This window comes from Paracoccus jiaweipingae (genome assembly GCF_044335505.1).
Classification (GTDB): Bacteria; Pseudomonadota; Alphaproteobacteria; order Rhodobacterales; family Rhodobacteraceae; genus Paracoccus.
Window position 1 is genome coordinate 138750 of the sequence record NZ_JBISBS010000003.1, and the last position, 17006, is coordinate 155755.

Here is a 17006-nt window from a genome sequence, read left to right on the forward strand (position 1 = left end):
TGCTGTCCTTTCGTCGCGGGGCCTTGCGCGCTTTGGTCGCCCTGGGGGTGATGTGGCGCCGCGCGGCGCGATTTGCAAGCGCCCCTCAGCGCCACAGCCACGCCGCCCCCGCCAGCCAGCCCTGCGCCTTGGCCAGCAGCCGCAGCGCGGGCGGGCGCGGCGCATCGCCCTGTCCCAGCCGCCACAGCGCGGTTTCGGGCGGGCAGGGCAGGCCCGCCACCGGGTCGTGATAGCGCGGCACCGCGATCAGCGCGGCATGGGTCAGCTGGTCCAGACTGGCCGGTCCCAGCGCCTGCCGCCGGGCCGGAATAGGGCCGCGATCATCGGTCAGCCCCCAACCGGCATAAAACGGCGCCCCCAGCGTCACCACCGGCACCCCGCGCAACAGCGCCTCGAACCCCAGGGTCGAGGTCATCGTCCACACCGCATCGGCCCGCGCAATCAGCGCCAGCGGGTCGGCATCACGCGCCACCAGATCGGCCAGCGCCGCCTGACCGGGGGTCAGCGCACCGGGGCGCAGCCCGGCCTCGACATCGGGATGCGGCTTGTAGATGATGAAAGCACCGGGGTTATCGGCCCGCACCCGCGCCAGCAGCGCGGCATTGTCGCAGACCGACCCCGCCCCCAACCGCGCGCCCAACAGGACCGAGGCATCATCGGCCACCTGACCCGGCACCAGAATGACCGCCCGCCCCGCCGCCCCCGACAGGTCGGGCGCAGCGGCAGCGGCCGTGGCGGTCAGGTTGTATTTGCTGACCCGCTGCGCCACCAGCCGGGCGCGCAGGGCGCGGGCGCGGGCGGCCTGATCGGGGCGCAGCGGCTGTGCGATCCGGGTTTCCAGCCGGCTGGGTCGGGTCGGGTCGTAATAGATCCCCAGATCATCGGCCATCAGCGACAGCGGCGGGGTCAGGGCCGCCCCCAGACCGGCGCTGCGGATCAGCCCGTCCTCGACCCGCAGGGCGGTGGCGGGGGCGTCTTTTGCGCGGCTGGCCCAGACCAGCGTCACATCCGGCTGTGGGCGGTCGGTAAAGCGCACCCGCCCGCCCTGACCAAAAAACCGCGCCACGGCGGGCCGTTTCCACAGCCGCATCCCCAGCGCCAGATGCCCGGCATGGTCCTGACGCCAGGCGCGGGCCTCGGCCTCGATCTGGTTCAGGGCGCCGTCGAAATCGGTCAGCGCGTCGCGGCAGGGGTCATACCAGCAGGGCGCCAGCAGATGCGTCGCGGCGAAAAGCTGTGCAGCGGTCAGCGGGCGGCGGCGGGGGTGCGGTTCCTGATCGTCGCTTAAGCCCCATCCGGCATAGCAGGGCTGGCCGAACAGGCGCGGGCGGTGCCCGGCCAGCAGCGCCTCGTAGCCCAGTTGCGAACTGACGGCATAGACGCGGTCGGCATTTTCGACCAGCGCCCAGGGCGAAACGGGCGTGTCGCAAAAAACCTCGCCGGGGTGCAGATCGTCAGGGGTGAAATGGCCGGGGCGCAGACCGGCCGTGGTTTCGGGATGGCTGCGGATGACGATGCGGGCGGCGGGGTTTTCGTCGCGCGCAGCCTGAAGCATCGCCAGAAACCGCGCCCGCCCCGCACCGCGCAGCGCTGCATCGCCACGGGTCTGGTCGACCACCAGCACATAGCCCGCCTTTGGCGGGCGCGCGTCTGGCAGATGGGCGTTATATTTCGACAGATCGGCATGGCGCAGCCGGTCCAGCGCCTGCGCGGCCCGGTCCCGCAGCGCCGCGGCGCGGGGCGAGGCGGCCAGATCCTCGATCAGGCTGGGGCGGTCAGGGTCGAAATGCAGCCCCAGCGGGTCGATGATCAGCCCCACCGGCCCGCGCCGGGCCATCGGGTGACGCGCCCGCCCCGGCAGGACGGATCGCAAAAACGCGTCCTCGATCCGCAGCAATGGCGCGCCGCGCCGCGCGGCCACCGCCTGACCGCGGCGGGCATAGGCGGATTGCCCCCAGACCCCCACGGCATCGCCCGGCCCCGGCAGGCCAAGCGCCAGATCCCAGCCCGCCAGCGACAGGATGCGGCGCAGGCGCGGCTGGCGCCAGAACCCGGCCGTGTAAACAAACAGCCGCCGGGGGGGTGCCCCGGCGGCTGACGGTTCGGGCAAGCCTGCGGCCATCAGTTCCCCAGTTTGGACAGGGTGTTGGCCTGTGTCGCGGGCTGGATGATCGAGGCGATGGTTTTGCTCCACTGAACATAGGGGGCCTCGGTCACATAGACGGTATCGCCGTCGCGGATGACGAAATCGCGCGCCAGGAACATGCCGTTGGGCCGGGTCAGGTCCAGCACATAGGCGACCCGCTGATCGCCAATGACCGGCTGGCCCGGCAGAATGCGCCGCGCGACCGATTCCGGTTCCTCGCGCAGGACGAAGACGCCGGTGGGGTCGGCAGTGCTGCTGGACAGGCCGCCGACCATGGCGATGGCCTCCAGCGCGTCGACCTCTTCATTGCCAAGCGGCACCTTGGTCTGGCCGCCAAGCGCACCAAGGGCGGTAAAGTTGCGGGAATCTTCCTCGACCAGAACCACGTCGCCGGGGCGCAGGGCAATGTCGTTGCGGGCATTGGCATAAAGGTCGCGCAGCCAGACCTTGCCGCTGTTGCCGCCGCGCTTGACGGTGATCACCGCGACCTCGGGTTCGATGGTGACGCCGCCGGCCTTGGCCAGCATCGCCGACAGGGTGCGGGTCGGGCGTTCGATCGGATAGACGCCCTGACCGCCGACCTTGCCGACCAGCGACACGGTGGCCCCGTCACCGGCCATGCGGGTGACCATCACCTGCGGGTCGGGGGTCTGGGTGCCAAGGCGCTGGGTGATGATCTGGCGCAGCTGTTCGGGGGTGTTCCCGGCGGCCTTGACCCGCCCGGCATAGGGCACAAAGATATAGCCCTTGCTGTCGACCTGAAGCTGCTGCAACTGGGTAGAGCTGGCGCCAAGCCCGGTCAGCAGCCCGTCATCGACGTTTTCCCAGATCATCAGCCCCAGCGTGTCACCGGCGCGGATGTCATCGGCGCCGACCTGACCGGCGGCCTGGAACGCGTTGGAAAAGCCGTAACTGGGCTGGAACCGCGTCGCCCGCGCCACCGCGTCGCTGACATAAACGATATGGGTGTTTCCACCCTTTTCGACCGAGCCGGAAAGGATTTCCTTCTTGGTCGGACCCGAGCGCGGCAATCCGCAGCCCGCGACCAGCGCCACCAGACCCAGCATGGCGACCTTTCCGGCGATGACGCTTATGCCGCGGCCGCGCGCCGCCGCTGCGAGGGGGGTGTTTTGGGTGGCCAGCATGTCTACTCCTGTCCCGTGCCGATTCGGCGGCTTTGTGTTGTCGCGGGCAACTTACCCGCAAGGCGATCTTTTTTCTATCAAAGCGTCATGTCTAATCGTCGCGATGGGTGATTTGTGGGCGGTAATGCGCCTGCCCGCAGGACAGCGCCGCGTAAGGCCCCTCGGGGGCCAGCATCATGTTGACCACCAGCCGCAGCGCATGGGCGCGGGCGCGGGCGGCGTAAAACCCGCCGGGGATCTGCGAGGTTTCCAGCAGGTAATCGCGATAAATACGGTATGCCTCGGGGTCGGGGCGGCGGGGGTTGCGCATGAAATCGGCCAGCCCCTGATCCGAGACCAGTTCCGGCTTGTCATACACCGCCCGCCCCAGCGCCTTGACCGGCAGCCCGCGCCACAGCGCCTGTTGCGCGGCGGTGGAATTGACCGTCACCACCGACCGCGCCAGCGACAGCACCCGCGCCAGCTTGACCGCATGCAGGTAATGCACCCGGCCCGACACCCCCAGTTCGGCGGCGATCCGGGCAATGCTGCGGGCATCGCCGGCGCGCCCGTCCTCAAGCGGGTGGGCCTTGAAGACGATATGGTGATGGCGCGGTGCGTGGCTGGCAAAGGCGGTCAGGCAGTCGCGGATAAAACCGCGCTGGCTGGTGTAATCGGAATGGCTGCGCAGGCTGGAATCGTGATCCAGCTGCATCAGCACCAGCACGAAGGGCCAGCCCCGGCGGCGGATGCGTGCGCCTTCGGCACGGCTGTGCAGCGACAGCAGCGGCCCGACCAGCAGCCGCCGAAGGTTCAGCCGGAATTCCTGCATCACCCCGATATTGCGGTGACTGCGGAAATGCGGGAAATCGCGGCGCCCGGCCATCAGCACGAAATGATACAGCGCCCCGTAAAACCGGTGCTGGCGCAGATCGCCCCAATGCGAGGGCGGGCGCGGCAGATCGACGCGGGCATGGCGCAGATCGCGGCACATCCGGTCCAGCCCGATCTGCATCAGCGCCGAATGGCCATTGGCGCCGTCACGTTCATAACTGATCCAGAAGGGCCGCAGATAGCCCTCTTCAAAGACATGCAGCACAAGCCCGTGCCGGCGCGCGGCGGCGCGGGCGGCCTGATGATGGGCACGGGTGTCGCCGTAAAGCGCAATATCGGTAACACCCTTGTCGCGGATCAGCCGGTCCAGATGCGTGGGCCAGTCCTGCGGCGGGCCGTCATGGGCAATAAAGCTGGCGCTGTCGGACCAGAAAAACCGGTCCCCGGCATTAAAACCCACCCGCCAGACCCGCGCGCCCGCACTGCGCAGATGCCCGGCCAGACGGTCGAAAAACGGCCCATGCGGTCCCTGCAACAGCAGGAACACGCGACCGGCGGCATCGCCTTTGAACAGGGGGTGGATCTTGGTCATCCGCAGGCATCAATCATTCTATTCAAGCTATTTGCATATCATCACGGATTTGTCACCTGCTGTCCGTCCCGATGCTGAAAGCTGCGTTAACCAATCCCGCCTGCCGTGGCGTCGGGGCGGGCGCGGCTTGCGGCAGGGCGGCGGATTGACTAGTGAGGCGGGAAACGCCGATCACACCGCACAGGCCTTGGGGGGAAATCCGCATGTTTACCGGCATCATCACCGATATCGGCACCGTGCGCAGCACCGAGCTGCGCGGCGATCTGCGCGCCCGCATTGGCTGTGGCTATGACATGGCGGGGGTGGCGATCGGGGCCTCGATCGCCTGTGACGGGGTCTGCCTGACGGTCATCGCCAAGGGGGCGGACTGGTTCGATGTCGACATTTCCGCCGAAACCCTGTCGAAAACCAATATCGGTGCCGATGGCTGGGTGAAGGGGCAGCGGCTGAATCTGGAACGCGCGCTGAAACTGGGCGATGAACTGGGTGGTCATATCGTGTCGGGTCATGTCGACGGCGTGGCCCTGATCCTGTCGATCACCCCGGAAGGCGACAGCCACCGCTTTACCTTTCGCGCCCCTGATGCGCTGGCGCGGTTCATCGCGCCCAAGGGGTCGGTCGCGCTGAACGGCACCTCGCTGACGGTGAATGCGGTTTCGGGGGCTGAATTCGGCGTCAATATCATCCCCCATACCCAACAGGTGACGACCTGGGGGCTGGCCCGGCCCGGTGACCGGGTCAATCTGGAAATCGACACGCTGGCCCGCTATGTGGCGCGGCTGGCCGAGGCCGGGGCGTAAGGTCCGGTCAGGCAGATGCATAACCAGCCCGTCACCACGCGGGCAGCGGAAGGATCGCAGGCATGAGCCAGTATGAAAAACCCGGCCCGGTGGAACGCGACCTGCGGGACGCCATCTCGCCCATCGAAGAAATCATTGCGGATGCCCGCAATGGGCGGATGTTCATTCTGGTCGATCACGAGGACCGCGAAAACGAGGGCGATCTGGTCATTCCCGCACAGATGGCCACGCCCGATGCGATCAACTTCATGGCCACCCATGGCCGCGGGCTGATCTGTCTGTCGCTGCCCGGTCCGCGCATCGACGCGCTGGGACTGACGCTGATGAGCCCGAAGAATTCGTCGCGCCACGAAACCGCCTTTACCATGTCGATCGAGGCGCGCGAGGGCGTGACCACCGGCATTTCCGCCCATGACCGCGCCCGCACCGTCAGCGTGGCCATTGACCCCACCAAGGGGCCTGCCGATATTGCCACGCCCGGCCATGTCTTTCCGCTGCGCGCGCGCGAAGGCGGGGTGCTGGTGCGCGCCGGCCATACCGAGGCCGCGGTCGATGTGGCGCGGCTGGCGGGGCTGAACCCCTCGGGCGTGATCTGCGAGATCATGAACGAGGACGGCACCATGGCGCGGCTGCCCGATCTGGTCGGTTTTGCACAGCGTCACGGGCTGAAGATCGGCACGATTTCCGACCTGATCGCCTATCGCCGCCGCCATGACAACCTGATCGCGGAACGCGCGCAGCGCCCGGTCACCAGCCGCTTTGGCGGCGAATGGATGATGCGGGTCTTTGCCGATGAAACGCAGGGCGCCGAACATATCGTGCTGACCAGGGGCGATCTGTCCGCCCCCGGCCCGGTGCTGGTGCGGATGCACGCGCTGGACCCGCTGCATGATGTGCTGGGGATTGGCCGCGAAAAGGCCGGCGATGTCGCCGGTGCCATGCGCGCCATCGCCGCCGAGGGGCGCGGCGTGGTGGTGCTGATCCGCGATCTGACCAATACGCTGCCCGCCGCTGGCGAGGACGCGCCGCGCAAGCTGCGCCAATACGGGCTGGGGGCGCAGATCCTGTCGGCGCTGGGGCTGTCGGATCTGGTGCTGCTGACCAATTCGGCGCCGGTTTCGGTCGTGGGGCTGGACGCTTATGGCCTGCGCATCACCCAGACCCGCCCCATCGAGACGGAGTAAACCCATGGCCGGTTCCGAAACCCATTACCAGTTGCCGCTGCCGCGGTTCGACCAGCCCTGCAAGCTGTTGATCGTGGTGTCGCCCTATTACCGCCAGATCGCGGACGGGCTGATCGCGGGCGCGCAGGATGTCGCCGCGCGCTGTGGCGCCGTGACCGAAACCATCGAGGTGCCGGGCGCGCTGGAAATTCCCACCGCCATCGGCATGGCCGGGCGCATGGGCGATTATGACGGCTTTGTCGCGCTTGGCTGTGTGATCCGGGGCGAGACGACGCATTATGACACGGTCTGCAATGACAGCTCGCGCGGGTTGACGCTGCTGGGGTTGCAGGGGCTGTGCATCGGCAATGGCATCCTGACCGTGGAAAACATGGCGCAGGCGCAGGTTCGCACCGACCCTGACGGGCAGAATAAAGGCGGCGGCGCTGCGGCAGCGGCCTTGCATCTGATCGCGCTTTCCCGCAAATGGGCGGATCAGCGCGCAGAGATGGGGTTTCGCCCGGCGCCGCTGTCCTGACCGCCAGACGCCACCCGCAGACGCCACCCAAGGACCACGACGATGACAGACGCCAAGCCCACCAAACCCTCGCGCCGCGACTTGTCCTCGGCGGCGCGGCTGTATGCGGTGCAGGCGCTGTTCCAGATGGAGGCGATGAACCAGTCCGCCGACCGCGTTGCACTGGAATTCCGCAACTGGCGCATCGACACCCAGACCGAGGATGGTCCCACCCCGCCCGCGGATGAGCGGCTGTTCCAGCGCATTATCGACGATGCCGTGACCTGGCAGTCCAAGGTCGACCAGATGACCGACCGGGCGCTGGTGGCAAAATGGCCGATCGACCGCATCGACCCGGTGCTGCGCGCCGTGTTCCGCGCCGCCGGGGCCGAGCTGGTGACACCGGCAACGCCGCCCCGCGTGGTGATCTCGGAATATGTGCGCATCGCCGAGGCGTTCTTCCCCGAAGGGCGCGAGATCCGCTTTGTCAACGCGGTCATCGACCATATGGCGCATGAGGCGCGGCCCGACGGGTTCTGATACCCGCCACGCCCGGCCATCGCGACCCCGCCCGGACCTGCGGCAACTGGCCCCTTGGAATATGCCCGCAAGATGTTAGCTTGGGGCAATCCAATCCAAGAGGTTCCCATGCCCGAACTGGTCCGTCTTTACATCCGCAATATCATTATCGGCTTTGTGCTGGCGCTGATCTTTACCGCCACGCTGATCGCGCTGGATGTGGCCAGCCTGCGGCATCTGGTGACCCACACCCAGGGTGGTGTCATTGCGGTGATCATGCTGGTGGTGTTTAACACCATCGTCTTTGCCGGGGTGCAGTTCGCCATCGCCGTCATGCGCATGGCCGAGGATGACAGCCCGCCGCGCGGCGGGCGTCGCATCCGCGTCGGCGGCGCGCAACCCGTCATCGCCCCCGCGACCAAGGCCCGCACGCGCTGATCCAGGCCCCCCAAAGCCACAATGCCCCCACGCCCCGCGGTCCGATTGATCGCGGGGCGTGGTCGTTTTGCAACATCGGCCTGAATGCGCCGGGGCGTTATTTCCGGCTTTCGTGATCGGATCGTGAACGCGCAGGCAAATCTTGCAAAAACGTCACGTTGTGTGAGGTCGGCAGGTTGAAGTAAACATTTGTTTTTCAACCATAACCGGGGCAGGCGCGGCGTGCCCTGCCGGAACCGATCACGAAACCCGGAATCAGGGCCATGCGAGAGCCCTGACTTTCACAGTTCCATCACGAATGCGTGACCATACAATCCGACCCCGCCCCGGTTCAAAACCATCGGGGCGGGCGTTAGATCACCGTCACACGGATGCTTGGCGCCCAGAAGGGGGGCTGACCATCGGGAACTTGAAAGGAACGAGTTATGAAAGCTGTTGCTCTTCTGGCTGGCGCCTCGGCCATTGCCACTGCACTGTCTCTGCCGGCCTTCGCGCAGACCGAAATCGCCACCGGTGCTGACGCCGTCGGCGTTACCAAGCTGAATGACCGCATCGAGGACATCGAAGACAACGTCAAGGACGACTTCGCCCGTTCGCAGGACAAATACCGCTTTGGTCCGAACGACCAGCGTCAGGGCCTGTTCGGCGGCGTCTCGCTGACCTATGCCGGCTCGACCGGGAATGACGAATCGCAGGACTTCGCCCTGGCGGGCCGCGTGTCCTACAACCAGGGCCAGCTGGCCCAGTCGGTTGCGCTGGCCATGGAATTTGGCGAGGATGACAACGGCGACAAGGACAAAGAAAACGTCTACGCGATCTATGACGCGCAGTACTATTTCAACGACCAGTTCTATGCCTTCGCGCTGGGTCGTGTCTCGGTTGACGGTCTGGTCAATGACGACATCAACTCGTGGAAAGCGGGCACCCTGTCGGCTGACGACACCAAGGATCTGCAAGGCCGCCTGAAGCGTGACGCGTTCCTCGGCTTCGGTCCGGGTTACCGCGTGATCAACAACGACAGCACCGCATGGCGCGTTCAGGCCGGTGTGGGTGTGCGTTACACCCAAAAAGCCGACCTGCTGAGCACCGAAGAAGACAAGCTGGTTTCGAACACCGAAACCGCCTATATCGCTTCGTCGCGCTTCTACCACAAGTTCAACGAGAACGTGTTCGTCACCAACGACACCGACTATCTGACCTCGGACGAGGGTGGCGACACCATCACCAACGAGTTCGGCGTGAACTTCAAAATGTCGGACGCCTTCGCGACCCGCGTGTCCTACCGGACCCAGTACGAGTCCGAGCGCGAGATCCGCACCGACAACCGTCTGGGCGTTTCGCTGGTCTACGGCTTCTGATCCTGACGGATCATCTGCCAGAAAGGGCGGCCTTCGGGTCGCCCTTTTTCGTTTCGGCCCGATGTTGCGGACATGATGTTGCGGCCATGAAAAAACCGCCCCCGAAAGGGCGGTTCAAGGCGGCGGGAACCGCAGCGACCGTGATGGCGTCTGATTTCCCGAAAGCCTGAATATTCAGGTGGGTGCCAGGTAACGAAACCAGGGCCTCGACAGAGCCAGCCCCCTCGGAAAAGTTATAGGCCAGTGGAAAAAAGGCCACGCACGGGAAGAGCAGAAACCCGCCAGACACAGCAGATAAGGCCGCGCGCGTCCTGCGACAAGGGGTGGGGCGGCAAATTCACCACGCCCATGGCCGGCACCCATGGTCGGGCGCAGGGACCGGGCGGGCGAATGCCGGGGGCGACAGGGGTATCTGGCGGGGCAGGGGCTTGCGAAATGTTTCTGCTTCGTTCACATTCGCCCGATGCACAGCCTGACCCAAGCCCCGGATGACAGCTTACCCGCACAAGCCGGGCAACGCCTGGCGCGCGGGGTGTGCCGGTTGCTGGACAGCCTTGGCCACGCGGCGCTGACCGAATTTTCCCCGGCCCGCGGCCTGCGTGTCGATGTCATATCCGTCGGCCCGAAGGGCGAGGTCTGGGTGGTCGAATGCAAAAGCTGCCGCGCCGACTTTGTGGCCGACCGCAAATGGCAGGGCTATCTGGACTGGTGCGACCGGTTTTTCTGGGCGTGCGACAGCGGCTTTCCACAGGATCTGTTGCCAAAGGATGCCGGGCTGATTCTGGCCGATGCTTACGGCGCGGACCTGCTGCGGATGGCGCCAGAGGTCCGGCTGGCCGGGGCACGCCGCACCAGCCTGACCCGCCAGATAGCCCGGACCGCCGCCCGCCGGGTGCAGGCGCTGACCGACCCGCAGGGCGTCAGCGGCGGGGCTTTTTAGGCTTGGCCCCGCTGGCCATGTCACGCGCAGCTTCGGCGGCGGCCATCAGTTCCTCGGCAATTTCGGCGGCCTCTTCGGGGTCGAAATCAAGTGGCAGGTCCACGCCGTCCCCCTCGACATAGATGCGCACCATGCCCTGATCGGTCGGCCCGATTTGCAGATTCGCGGCGATATCGCTTTCGCTGTTGATGCCCATGGTGCGGCCCTTTCATTTTTTCTGCACAAACCTGTATCCTGCGGGCGATTTCGCGGCAAGTCGGGCTTGCATCCCCGCGCCTGCGGCGATAGACACCGCCTCACCCTGATGTGCCGCCTTAGCTCAGTTGGTTAGAGCGCTAGATTGTGGATCTAGAGGTCCCCCGTTCGAGCCGGGGAGGCGGTACCATCCCCCCACATATCACACCCGCAAATCGGCCCGCCCGATGGAACGTCATCTGTCGCGGTGAAATATCCTTGCCGCGGCGCGGAACAAAGCCGCGCGGCTGTCGTTACTGTCCCATACGGATCACACCGATGAAAGGACAAGATCATGGCTACTGCTGACGACATCAAGAAAGACGCCAAAGCCGCCGCGACAGAGGCCCGCGACGACATCAAGCACGGTGCCGAACGCATTGCCGCCGCTGCGCGCGACACCATGGACGACCTGCGCCACAACGATTCGGTCGAACGCATCCGCCAAAGCGGTGCCGAACTGGCCGATGCGGCGCGTGAAAAGGGTCAGGAATATGTCGACCGCGCCCGTGACGAGGCCGACCGCCTGTATCGCGCCGGTCAGCGCCGCGCAGGCGAGGTGGCCGACTATGCCGGCGAATATTACGACGAGGTCTCGGACATGGTGCGCCGCAAACCGGCACAGGCGCTGGGGATCGCGGCGGGTGTCGGCTTTCTGGTCGGGCTGATTCTGGCGCGTCGCTGACATCATGCTGGACTATGCCCGCAACCTGAAACTGGCGCTTGGCGATCAGGCCCGCCGCCTTGGCATGAAGGCCGGGGCGGGGGTGGTGATCGCCATCGGCGCGGGGTTCCTGCTGGCCGCATTATGGAGCTGGCTGGCCACCGGCCTTGGCTGGGGTCCGGTCTGGGCATCACTGGCCGTCGGCGGTGGTTTCGTCGTCATCGGCGTGGCGGTCATGGCGCTTGCGTCCAAGCCGCGCCATGTCGCGCCAACCGCCGATGATCTGAAAGCCGAGGTCGAGGCCCGGCTGTCGCTGGCTGCTGATGCAGCGGGCGACAAGCTGCGGCAGAAGGCGCAGGAACTGGCCGGGCTGGCACAAAACCGTGCCCACAGCCTGTCCGACGATCTGGCCTTTCGCGCCAACAAGCTGGCCGACGATGCCGAAACCCGCGCCCGCAGCGTCATTCACGACGCGGCCGAGGCCGTGGGCCTTGACCGCACCCGCCGCGCACAGGTCCACACCGCGCTGTCCGAGGCGCGCAAGACCAACGCCGGCACGCTGGCACCGGTGATGGGCGCTTTCGCGGTGGGTCTGGTGCTGGCCAGCCGGATGTCGCGGCGGCGCAACGATGCGGCCGATGACGATCTGTTTTACGACGATTACTGACGCAGTCGTGGCATATCTGCTGCACGCAAAGGGCCGCGACATCGCGGCCCTTTCGCATTGCGCGGACGGGCGGGTCAGCCCTCGCGGTGCCGGGTCAGCGTCTGGACCAGTTCGGCCAGCGCGTCATCGGTAAACGGGTTGGCCAGCGTCAGCCAGCCCTTGTCGCGCACCGCCTGATTGCTGTCAGCGCCCTCGCGCAGGACCAGACGCCCGCTGACGCGCGCCACCATCTTGTCCAGCCCGGTCTGTTCGACCACCTCAATCCGGCTGGCGGTGATGACGACCAGATCGTGACGGTCATCTGGCAGCGCGTCCAGCGCGCCCTGCAACCGGGTCACCGCCGACACGACCAGAGTGTCACAGCCCGGCGCGGCGCCGGTCAGCCCCATGCACATATCCTGCGCGATAAACGCGTCTTTTTCGATAATGACAAAGCGCAACTGATCGGGCATAGGGGTATTTCCTTTCGATCTGTGCGCCATAACAAGCTGTTATAAAAAATCAATATGATTTTTGTGACTTGGTCACAGGACCGGTTCCCATCCGCACCGCAACCGGGCAGGGCAAGCGCGCCTCGCGGTCAGGGGCAGGGGCGCAGATGCAGCGCCGCGCCCGGCTGCGCGGCCAGCAGGTGGCAATGCCCGGCACTGTCGCACAGATGCCAGCCATCCCCCGTCGCCCCCGAGGCCGCCAGCACCAGTTCCGGCAGCGGCGGCAGCGCCGGTTGCCAGTGCCACCAGCCATCGCGCAGCACGGCGCCGTCACCGGCCTCCATCCCGGCGCCGGACCCTTGCACGGCGGCACCGGTCAGCACCAGCGCGTGATCGGTGACGCGCCAGTCCTCGTGCCAGGTGATGCGTTCGACCGAATGCGTCCAGTCCAGCGTGAACTGTGGCGAGGCCAGCGCGATCATCGTCGCACCAGCCATCAGGCAGGCGCCCGCGCTCATCCCTGGCGGGCCTTGCGCCACCACAACAGCGCAAACACCAGCGCCAGCCCCAGCCCGATCTCATCGGTCAGCGGCAGCGCGGCAATCAGCGTAAAGGCCGCCGCCACCGCCAGCAGCCGTTCCCAGACCGCCAGCCGGTGCCCCATCCAGCCGATCACCGCCGCCCCCCACAGCAGGATCGCCACCGCGCATTTCAGCAGGATATAGCCCACCGCCGGGGCATAGCCGATGCTGGCCGCCAGCGGCCCGCCATCCTGCAACATCAGCGCCGGGGTATAGACCGCCATATAGGGAATGACGAACCCCGCCGCGGCGACCTTGATCGCCTGAAAGCTGATGCGCAATCCGCTTTCGCGGGCAATCGGCGCTGCGGCAAAGCAGGCCAGCGCCACCGGCGGCGTCAGGTCGGCCAGAATGCCAAAATAGAACACGAACATATGGCTGACGATCAGCGGCACCCCCAGTTCCAACAGCGCCGGGGCGGCAATGGACGAGGTGATGATGTAATTGGGGATGGTCGGAATCCCCATCCCCAGCACGATACAGGTCACCATGGTCAGCACCAGCGACAACAGCAGGCTGTTCTGGCCGACGCTGACGATATACATGCCAAAGGTATTGGCCGCCCCGGTCAGCGTCATGGTGCCGATGATCACGCCCACCAGCGCACAGGCCACCCCGACGGGCAGGGCGGTCTTGGCGCCCTCGGCCAGGCTGTCGATGACCTGCCAGATCGTGGCCCGGCCACCAGCGACCAGCAGGTTCGCCGCCACCAGCGCCAGCACCAGCCCCCACAGCACCATATTGCCAAACTGGGTAAAGCTGGCCGCCATCAGCCCCAGCCCGACCCAGAAGATGATGCGCAGCACCCCTTGGGGCAGCCCCAGCGCGACCGAGGCGCCAAGGATCAGCATCATCGTCAGCGCCAGCCCGACCGTGCCCGCAAACAGCGGCGTATAGCCGGAAAACAACAGCCAGACCAGCACCGCCAGCGGCACGATCAGATACCAGCCCTCGATCAGCGCCTGTCGGGCCGATGGCATCTGGTCGCGCGACATACCGCGCAGCCCGGCCCGCCCGGCCTCAAGATGGACCATCCAGAAGGCGCTGGCGAAATACAGGATCGCGGGAATGATCGCGGCGCGCACGACCTCGATATATTCGACGCCAAGGGTTTCGGCCATGATAAAGGCCACAGCCCCCATCACCGGCGGCATGATCTGTCCGCCCATGCTGGCCGTGGCCTCGACCCCGCCGGCAAAGGCCGGGCGATAGCCAAAGGATTTCATCAGCGGAATGGTGAATTGCCCGGTCGTGACCACATTCGCCACGCCCGAGCCGGAAATCGTCCCCATCAGCCCGGAACTGACCACGCTGACCTTGGCCGCACCCCCGGTGCGGTGCCCGACCAGCCCCAGCGACACATCGGTAAACAGCCTGATCATCCCGGCCTTTTCCAGAAACGCCCCGAACAGGATGAACAGGAAAATATAGGTCGCGCTGACATAAAGCGGCGTGCCATAGATGCCCTCGGTGCCATAGGCCATCTGTTCCACCACCTGCGCCAGATCATAGCCGCGGGTTTGCAGCGGGCCGGGGAAATACTGGCCAAACAGCGCATAGATCAGAAACAGCCCGGCGACGATGGGCAGGGCAGGGCCCATGACCACCCAGGCAGCGGCAAAGACGGTGATCAGGCTGATGATCCCCACGATCACATCCACCCGGTTCATATCGCCCGAGCGCAGCATCAGCGGCACATATTCAACCCACTGATAGGCCGCGACCGCAACGCCCGCCAGCGCCAGCAGCCATGACAGCACCATGACCGCGCCGCCACGGCGATGCAGTAACGCCAGCAACGGGAATGCCAGCAGCGTCAGAAACCCCAGATGCAGCGCGCGCTGGATCTGGCTGGACAGGGTGATCAGATGCGCGGCAATGGCGATCTGATACAGCGAAAACGCCACCGCCACCCAGAACAGGGCGCGGCCTTGCAGGGTGGCGGGAAAGCTGTCGGCCAGCGGGTCATGCAACCCCAGATCCGAATCGCCCGCAGGGGCGGAATGATTGGGCACGGTCATGTCAGATTATCCGGCAAAAGCAGAAACACGCGGGCCGGCGATCACCGGCCCGCAGGGGAATGGCATCATTCGGTCTTGATGCCCTGCTCGTCGTAATATTTCTTGGCCCCCGGATGCAGCGGCACCGGCATCCCCGCGACCGCATTGGCGGGGTCGATATCGGCGGCGGCGGCATGGGCAGCCTTCAGCGCATCCAGATTTTCATACATGGATTTGGTCATGGCATAGGCCATCCCGTCGCTGACATGGGTGCTGGATACCAGGAAATTGATCACCGCCACCGTCGGCACATCGGCGTCCTGACCGTCATAGGTTCCGGCCGGAATGTCTTTGGCGACATAGGGCGCCCCCAGCTTTTCGGCCACATCCGCCGGGACCGACACCACGCTGATCGGGATCGAGGTCGACAGATCCTTCAGCGAAGCCACGCCAAGCCCCGCCGATTGCAGCGTGGCGTCCAGCTGGCGGTTGTTCATCAGCTCGACCGATTCGCCAAAGGGCAGGTATTCCACCTTGCCAAGATCGTCATAGCTCATGCCCGCTGCGGCCAGAATGGCGCGGGCGTTCAGTTCGGTCCCCGATTTCGGCGCCCCGACCGAAACCGCCTTGCCCTTCAGATCGGCCAGCGTGGTGATGCCCGATTCCTTGCTGGCGACGATCTGGATAAAGTTCGGATACATGGCCGAAATGCCGCGCAGCTTGTCCAGCGGCTGTGCGAAACCGACATCGGCGTCCCCCTCGACCGCCAGCTTGACACTGTCGCCAAGGGCGATGCCGATCTCGCCCTTGCCCTGTTGCAGCAGGTTCAGGTTCTCGACGCTGGCCTTGGTCGACTGGACCTGCACCTTGGCATCCGGCATCGCCCCGGCATAGATTTTCGACAGCGCCACCCCGATCGGATAATAGACCCCGGATGTCCCCCCGGTCAGAATATTCACGAATTCCGCGGCAGATGCCCCCACCGGCAGCACCGCCAGTGCCGAGGCCGTCGCGAAAGCGGCGATTTTGGTGCGAATTGTCATTTGGCTAACCCTCCCAGTTCAGCAAACCCTGAAAGCCTAGGGGCAGGGCGCGACAAGGTAAACGAAAAAAGCCCCGACCAGCGGCGGGGCTTTCATCGGCATCCGACCTGCCCATGAAACGGGCAGGTGCCGCATGATCAGGCAGGGGGGATCAGGCGTTGGCCTCGCGGATCTTTTCCGCCGCGTCCTTGCTGTAACCGACGCCTTTCTGGTCGAACAACTGGTCCAGTTCACCCGAAAGCGTCATCTCGGTGACAATGTCGCAGCCGCCGACGAACTCGCCCTTGACGTAAAGCTGCGGAATCGTCGGCCAGTCGGAAAAATCCTTGATTCCCTGACGGATATCTTCATCCGCCAGCACGTTCACGTCGCGGTAATCGACGCCCATATAGTTCAGGACACCGGCCACGCGGCTGGAAAACCCGCATTGCGGCATTTCCTTGGTGCCTTTCATGAACAGCACCACATCGCTGTCCTCGACAATGTCCTGAATCTGTTTTTGCGTATCGCTCATCACGGGGTCCTTATTCCGGTGCCTTGGTGGTCAGCGCCAGCGCGTGCAGGTCGCCATTCGAACCAGCCATCTGATCCTTCAGCGCGGCATAGACGGCGCGCTGTTGCTGAACGCGGTTCTGGCCGCGAAAGCTTTCGTCGATCACCTCGGCGGCCCAATGATTTCCGTCGCCAGCCAGATCGGTGATGGTGATCTGTGCGTTGGGAAAAGCGGCACGGATCAGTTCTTCGATGTCATGGGCTTCCATGGCCATGTCGCGTTCCTTTCAGTTCCTGATGCCGATTTAGGCCAAGCCCATGGCTGCCGCAAGGGGACCGGCGCGGACCAAAATGGATGATAATCTGTATTATGTAAACTAACTGATGGATTCGCGGTCATCCGGGGCTGGTTCACCGCGCTGACGGTTCTATACTGTCCGTCAACGACATGCAGCAGAAAGGC

At 65.4% G+C, this 17006-nt stretch carries 19 protein-coding genes and 1 tRNA gene; 10 read left to right on the forward strand and 10 right to left on the reverse strand.

What is annotated here, in order from left to right; all coding sequences use genetic code 11:
• Positions 1-85: 85 nt before the first annotated feature.
• From ACFXP9_RS06805 to ACFXP9_RS06815, 3 genes are all read right to left on the reverse strand, one after another.
• Entirely contained in the window at positions 86-2122 is a 2037-nt protein-coding gene (locus ACFXP9_RS06805) for a capsular polysaccharide biosynthesis protein (RefSeq protein ID WP_397207196.1), read from the reverse strand.
• Positions 2122-3213 carry a polysaccharide biosynthesis/export family protein gene (locus tag ACFXP9_RS06810; protein WP_397207448.1) on the reverse strand — a complete coding sequence of 364 codons (1092 nt, stop codon included), beginning with the start codon at positions 3211-3213 and terminating at the stop codon, positions 2122-2124. The genes ACFXP9_RS06805 and ACFXP9_RS06810 overlap by 1 nt, the downstream gene beginning before the upstream one ends.
• A 169-nt stretch (positions 3214-3382) precedes the next feature.
• Positions 3383-4696, reverse strand: coding sequence for a capsule biosynthesis protein (locus ACFXP9_RS06815; RefSeq protein ID WP_397210100.1), 1314 nt, complete (start codon positions 4694-4696; stop codon positions 3383-3385).
• Positions 4697-4899: 203 nt separating this feature from the next.
• Between ACFXP9_RS06815 and ACFXP9_RS06820 the strand changes: the two genes are divergently transcribed.
• From ACFXP9_RS06820 to ACFXP9_RS06850, 7 genes are all read left to right on the forward strand, one after another.
• The gene (locus ACFXP9_RS06820) at positions 4900-5496 is read left to right on the forward strand and encodes a riboflavin synthase (RefSeq protein WP_397207192.1); all 597 of its coding nucleotides are present in this window, start codon (positions 4900-4902) and stop codon (positions 5494-5496) included.
• A 62-nt stretch (positions 5497-5558) separates the two neighbouring features.
• Positions 5559-6680 carry a 3,4-dihydroxy-2-butanone-4-phosphate synthase gene (gene ribB, locus ACFXP9_RS06825; protein ID WP_397207190.1) on the forward strand — a complete coding sequence of 374 codons (1122 nt, stop codon included), beginning with the start codon at positions 5559-5561 and terminating at the stop codon, positions 6678-6680.
• 4 nt (positions 6681-6684) lie between these two features.
• On the forward strand, positions 6685-7197 hold the full coding sequence (locus ACFXP9_RS06830; protein ID WP_397207188.1) for a 6,7-dimethyl-8-ribityllumazine synthase: 513 nt from the start codon (positions 6685-6687) through the stop codon (positions 7195-7197).
• A 42-nt stretch (positions 7198-7239) separates the two neighbouring features.
• Positions 7240-7716 carry a transcription antitermination factor NusB gene (gene nusB / locus ACFXP9_RS06835; protein ID WP_397207186.1) on the forward strand — a complete coding sequence of 159 codons (477 nt, stop codon included), beginning with the start codon at positions 7240-7242 and terminating at the stop codon, positions 7714-7716.
• 108 nt (positions 7717-7824) lie between these two features.
• A complete protein-coding gene (locus ACFXP9_RS06840) occupies positions 7825-8133 on the forward strand; it encodes a hypothetical protein (RefSeq protein ID WP_397207184.1) in 309 nt (102 codons plus the stop codon).
• Positions 8134-8558: 425 nt separating this feature from the next.
• Positions 8559-9491, forward strand: a complete 933-nt coding sequence (locus ACFXP9_RS06845) for a DUF481 domain-containing protein (protein ID WP_397207182.1) — start codon at positions 8559-8561, stop codon at positions 9489-9491.
• A 463-nt stretch (positions 9492-9954) separates the two neighbouring features.
• Complete coding sequence (locus ACFXP9_RS06850; protein WP_397207446.1) at positions 9955-10431, forward strand: MmcB family DNA repair protein; 477 nt, start codon at positions 9955-9957, stop codon at positions 10429-10431.
• Here ACFXP9_RS06850 and ACFXP9_RS06855 read toward each other — a convergent pair.
• A complete protein-coding gene (locus ACFXP9_RS06855; RefSeq protein ID WP_397207180.1) occupies positions 10412-10627 on the reverse strand; it encodes a DUF6324 family protein in 216 nt (71 codons plus the stop codon). The genes ACFXP9_RS06850 and ACFXP9_RS06855 overlap by 20 nt on opposite strands.
• 112 nt (positions 10628-10739) lie before the next feature.
• Between ACFXP9_RS06855 and ACFXP9_RS06860 the strand changes: the two genes are divergently transcribed.
• The 3 genes from ACFXP9_RS06860 to ACFXP9_RS06870 all read left to right on the forward strand — a co-directional run bounded on the left by ACFXP9_RS06860 (position 10740) and on the right by ACFXP9_RS06870 (position 11996).
• Positions 10740-10816, forward strand: a tRNA-His gene (locus tag ACFXP9_RS06860).
• 144 nt (positions 10817-10960) lie between these two features.
• Entirely contained in the window at positions 10961-11350 is a 390-nt protein-coding gene (locus ACFXP9_RS06865) for an ElaB/YgaM/YqjD family protein (RefSeq protein WP_397207177.1), read from the forward strand.
• 4 nt (positions 11351-11354) lie between these two features.
• A complete protein-coding gene (locus ACFXP9_RS06870; RefSeq protein WP_397207175.1) occupies positions 11355-11996 on the forward strand; it encodes a phage holin family protein in 642 nt (213 codons plus the stop codon).
• Positions 11997-12070: 74 nt separating this feature from the next.
• Here ACFXP9_RS06870 and ACFXP9_RS06875 read toward each other — a convergent pair whose 3' ends face one another.
• The 6 genes from ACFXP9_RS06875 to ACFXP9_RS06900 form a co-directional block, all read right to left on the reverse strand.
• The gene (locus tag ACFXP9_RS06875; protein ID WP_397207173.1) at positions 12071-12448 is read right to left on the reverse strand and encodes a hypothetical protein; all 378 of its coding nucleotides are present in this window, start codon (positions 12446-12448) and stop codon (positions 12071-12073) included.
• Positions 12449-12576: 128 nt separating this feature from the next.
• Positions 12577-12945 (reverse strand): DUF1850 domain-containing protein, encoded by a 369-nt coding sequence (locus ACFXP9_RS06880; protein ID WP_397207170.1) that lies wholly within the window; start codon positions 12943-12945, stop codon positions 12577-12579.
• Positions 12942-15029 carry a TRAP transporter permease gene (locus ACFXP9_RS06885; protein ID WP_397210102.1) on the reverse strand — a complete coding sequence of 696 codons (2088 nt, stop codon included), beginning with the start codon at positions 15027-15029 and terminating at the stop codon, positions 12942-12944. The genes ACFXP9_RS06880 and ACFXP9_RS06885 overlap by 4 nt, the downstream gene beginning before the upstream one ends.
• Positions 15030-15094: 65 nt before the next feature.
• Entirely contained in the window at positions 15095-16051 is a 957-nt protein-coding gene (locus ACFXP9_RS06890) for a TAXI family TRAP transporter solute-binding subunit (protein ID WP_397210104.1), read from the reverse strand.
• A gap of 151 nt (positions 16052-16202) precedes the next feature.
• The gene (grxD, locus tag ACFXP9_RS06895) at positions 16203-16565 is read right to left on the reverse strand and encodes a Grx4 family monothiol glutaredoxin (RefSeq protein WP_397207164.1); all 363 of its coding nucleotides are present in this window, start codon (positions 16563-16565) and stop codon (positions 16203-16205) included.
• Positions 16566-16575: 10 nt separating this feature from the next.
• Complete coding sequence (locus tag ACFXP9_RS06900) at positions 16576-16818, reverse strand: BolA/IbaG family iron-sulfur metabolism protein (RefSeq protein WP_397207162.1); 243 nt, start codon at positions 16816-16818, stop codon at positions 16576-16578.
• Between the last annotated feature and the right edge of the window lie 188 nt (positions 16819-17006).

Coding starts and splice junctions, on each gene's coding strand:
- nusB (WP_397207186.1), top strand. CDS start 7,240: ATGACAGACGCCAAGCCCACCAAACCCTCGCGCCGCGACTTGTCCTCG.
- ACFXP9_RS06855 (WP_397207180.1), bottom strand. CDS start 10,627: ATGGGCATCAACAGCGAAAGCGATATCGCCGCGAATCTGCAAATCGGG.
- grxD (WP_397207164.1), bottom strand. CDS start 16,565: ATGAGCGATACGCAAAAACAGATTCAGGACATTGTCGAGGACAGCGAT.
- ribB (WP_397207190.1), top strand. CDS start 5,559: ATGAGCCAGTATGAAAAACCCGGCCCGGTGGAACGCGACCTGCGGGAC.
- ACFXP9_RS06875 (WP_397207173.1), bottom strand. CDS start 12,448: ATGCCCGATCAGTTGCGCTTTGTCATTATCGAAAAAGACGCGTTTATC.
- ACFXP9_RS06820 (WP_397207192.1), top strand. CDS start 4,900: ATGTTTACCGGCATCATCACCGATATCGGCACCGTGCGCAGCACCGAG.
- ACFXP9_RS06850 (WP_397207446.1), top strand. CDS start 9,955: ATGCACAGCCTGACCCAAGCCCCGGATGACAGCTTACCCGCACAAGCC.
- ACFXP9_RS06810 (WP_397207448.1), bottom strand. CDS start 3,213: ATGCTGGGTCTGGTGGCGCTGGTCGCGGGCTGCGGATTGCCGCGCTCG.
- ACFXP9_RS06840 (WP_397207184.1), top strand. CDS start 7,825: ATGCCCGAACTGGTCCGTCTTTACATCCGCAATATCATTATCGGCTTT.
- ACFXP9_RS06830 (WP_397207188.1), top strand. CDS start 6,685: ATGGCCGGTTCCGAAACCCATTACCAGTTGCCGCTGCCGCGGTTCGAC.
- ACFXP9_RS06885 (WP_397210102.1), bottom strand. CDS start 15,029: ATGACCGTGCCCAATCATTCCGCCCCTGCGGGCGATTCGGATCTGGGG.
- ACFXP9_RS06880 (WP_397207170.1), bottom strand. CDS start 12,945: ATGAGCGCGGGCGCCTGCCTGATGGCTGGTGCGACGATGATCGCGCTG.
- ACFXP9_RS06845 (WP_397207182.1), top strand. CDS start 8,559: ATGAAAGCTGTTGCTCTTCTGGCTGGCGCCTCGGCCATTGCCACTGCA.
- ACFXP9_RS06805 (WP_397207196.1), bottom strand. CDS start 2,122: ATGGCCGCAGGCTTGCCCGAACCGTCAGCCGCCGGGGCACCCCCCCGG.
- ACFXP9_RS06865 (WP_397207177.1), top strand. CDS start 10,961: ATGGCTACTGCTGACGACATCAAGAAAGACGCCAAAGCCGCCGCGACA.
- ACFXP9_RS06815 (WP_397210100.1), bottom strand. CDS start 4,696: ATGACCAAGATCCACCCCCTGTTCAAAGGCGATGCCGCCGGTCGCGTG.
- ACFXP9_RS06900 (WP_397207162.1), bottom strand. CDS start 16,818: ATGGCCATGGAAGCCCATGACATCGAAGAACTGATCCGTGCCGCTTTT.
- ACFXP9_RS06870 (WP_397207175.1), top strand. CDS start 11,355: ATGCTGGACTATGCCCGCAACCTGAAACTGGCGCTTGGCGATCAGGCC.
- ACFXP9_RS06890 (WP_397210104.1), bottom strand. CDS start 16,051: ATGACAATTCGCACCAAAATCGCCGCTTTCGCGACGGCCTCGGCACTG.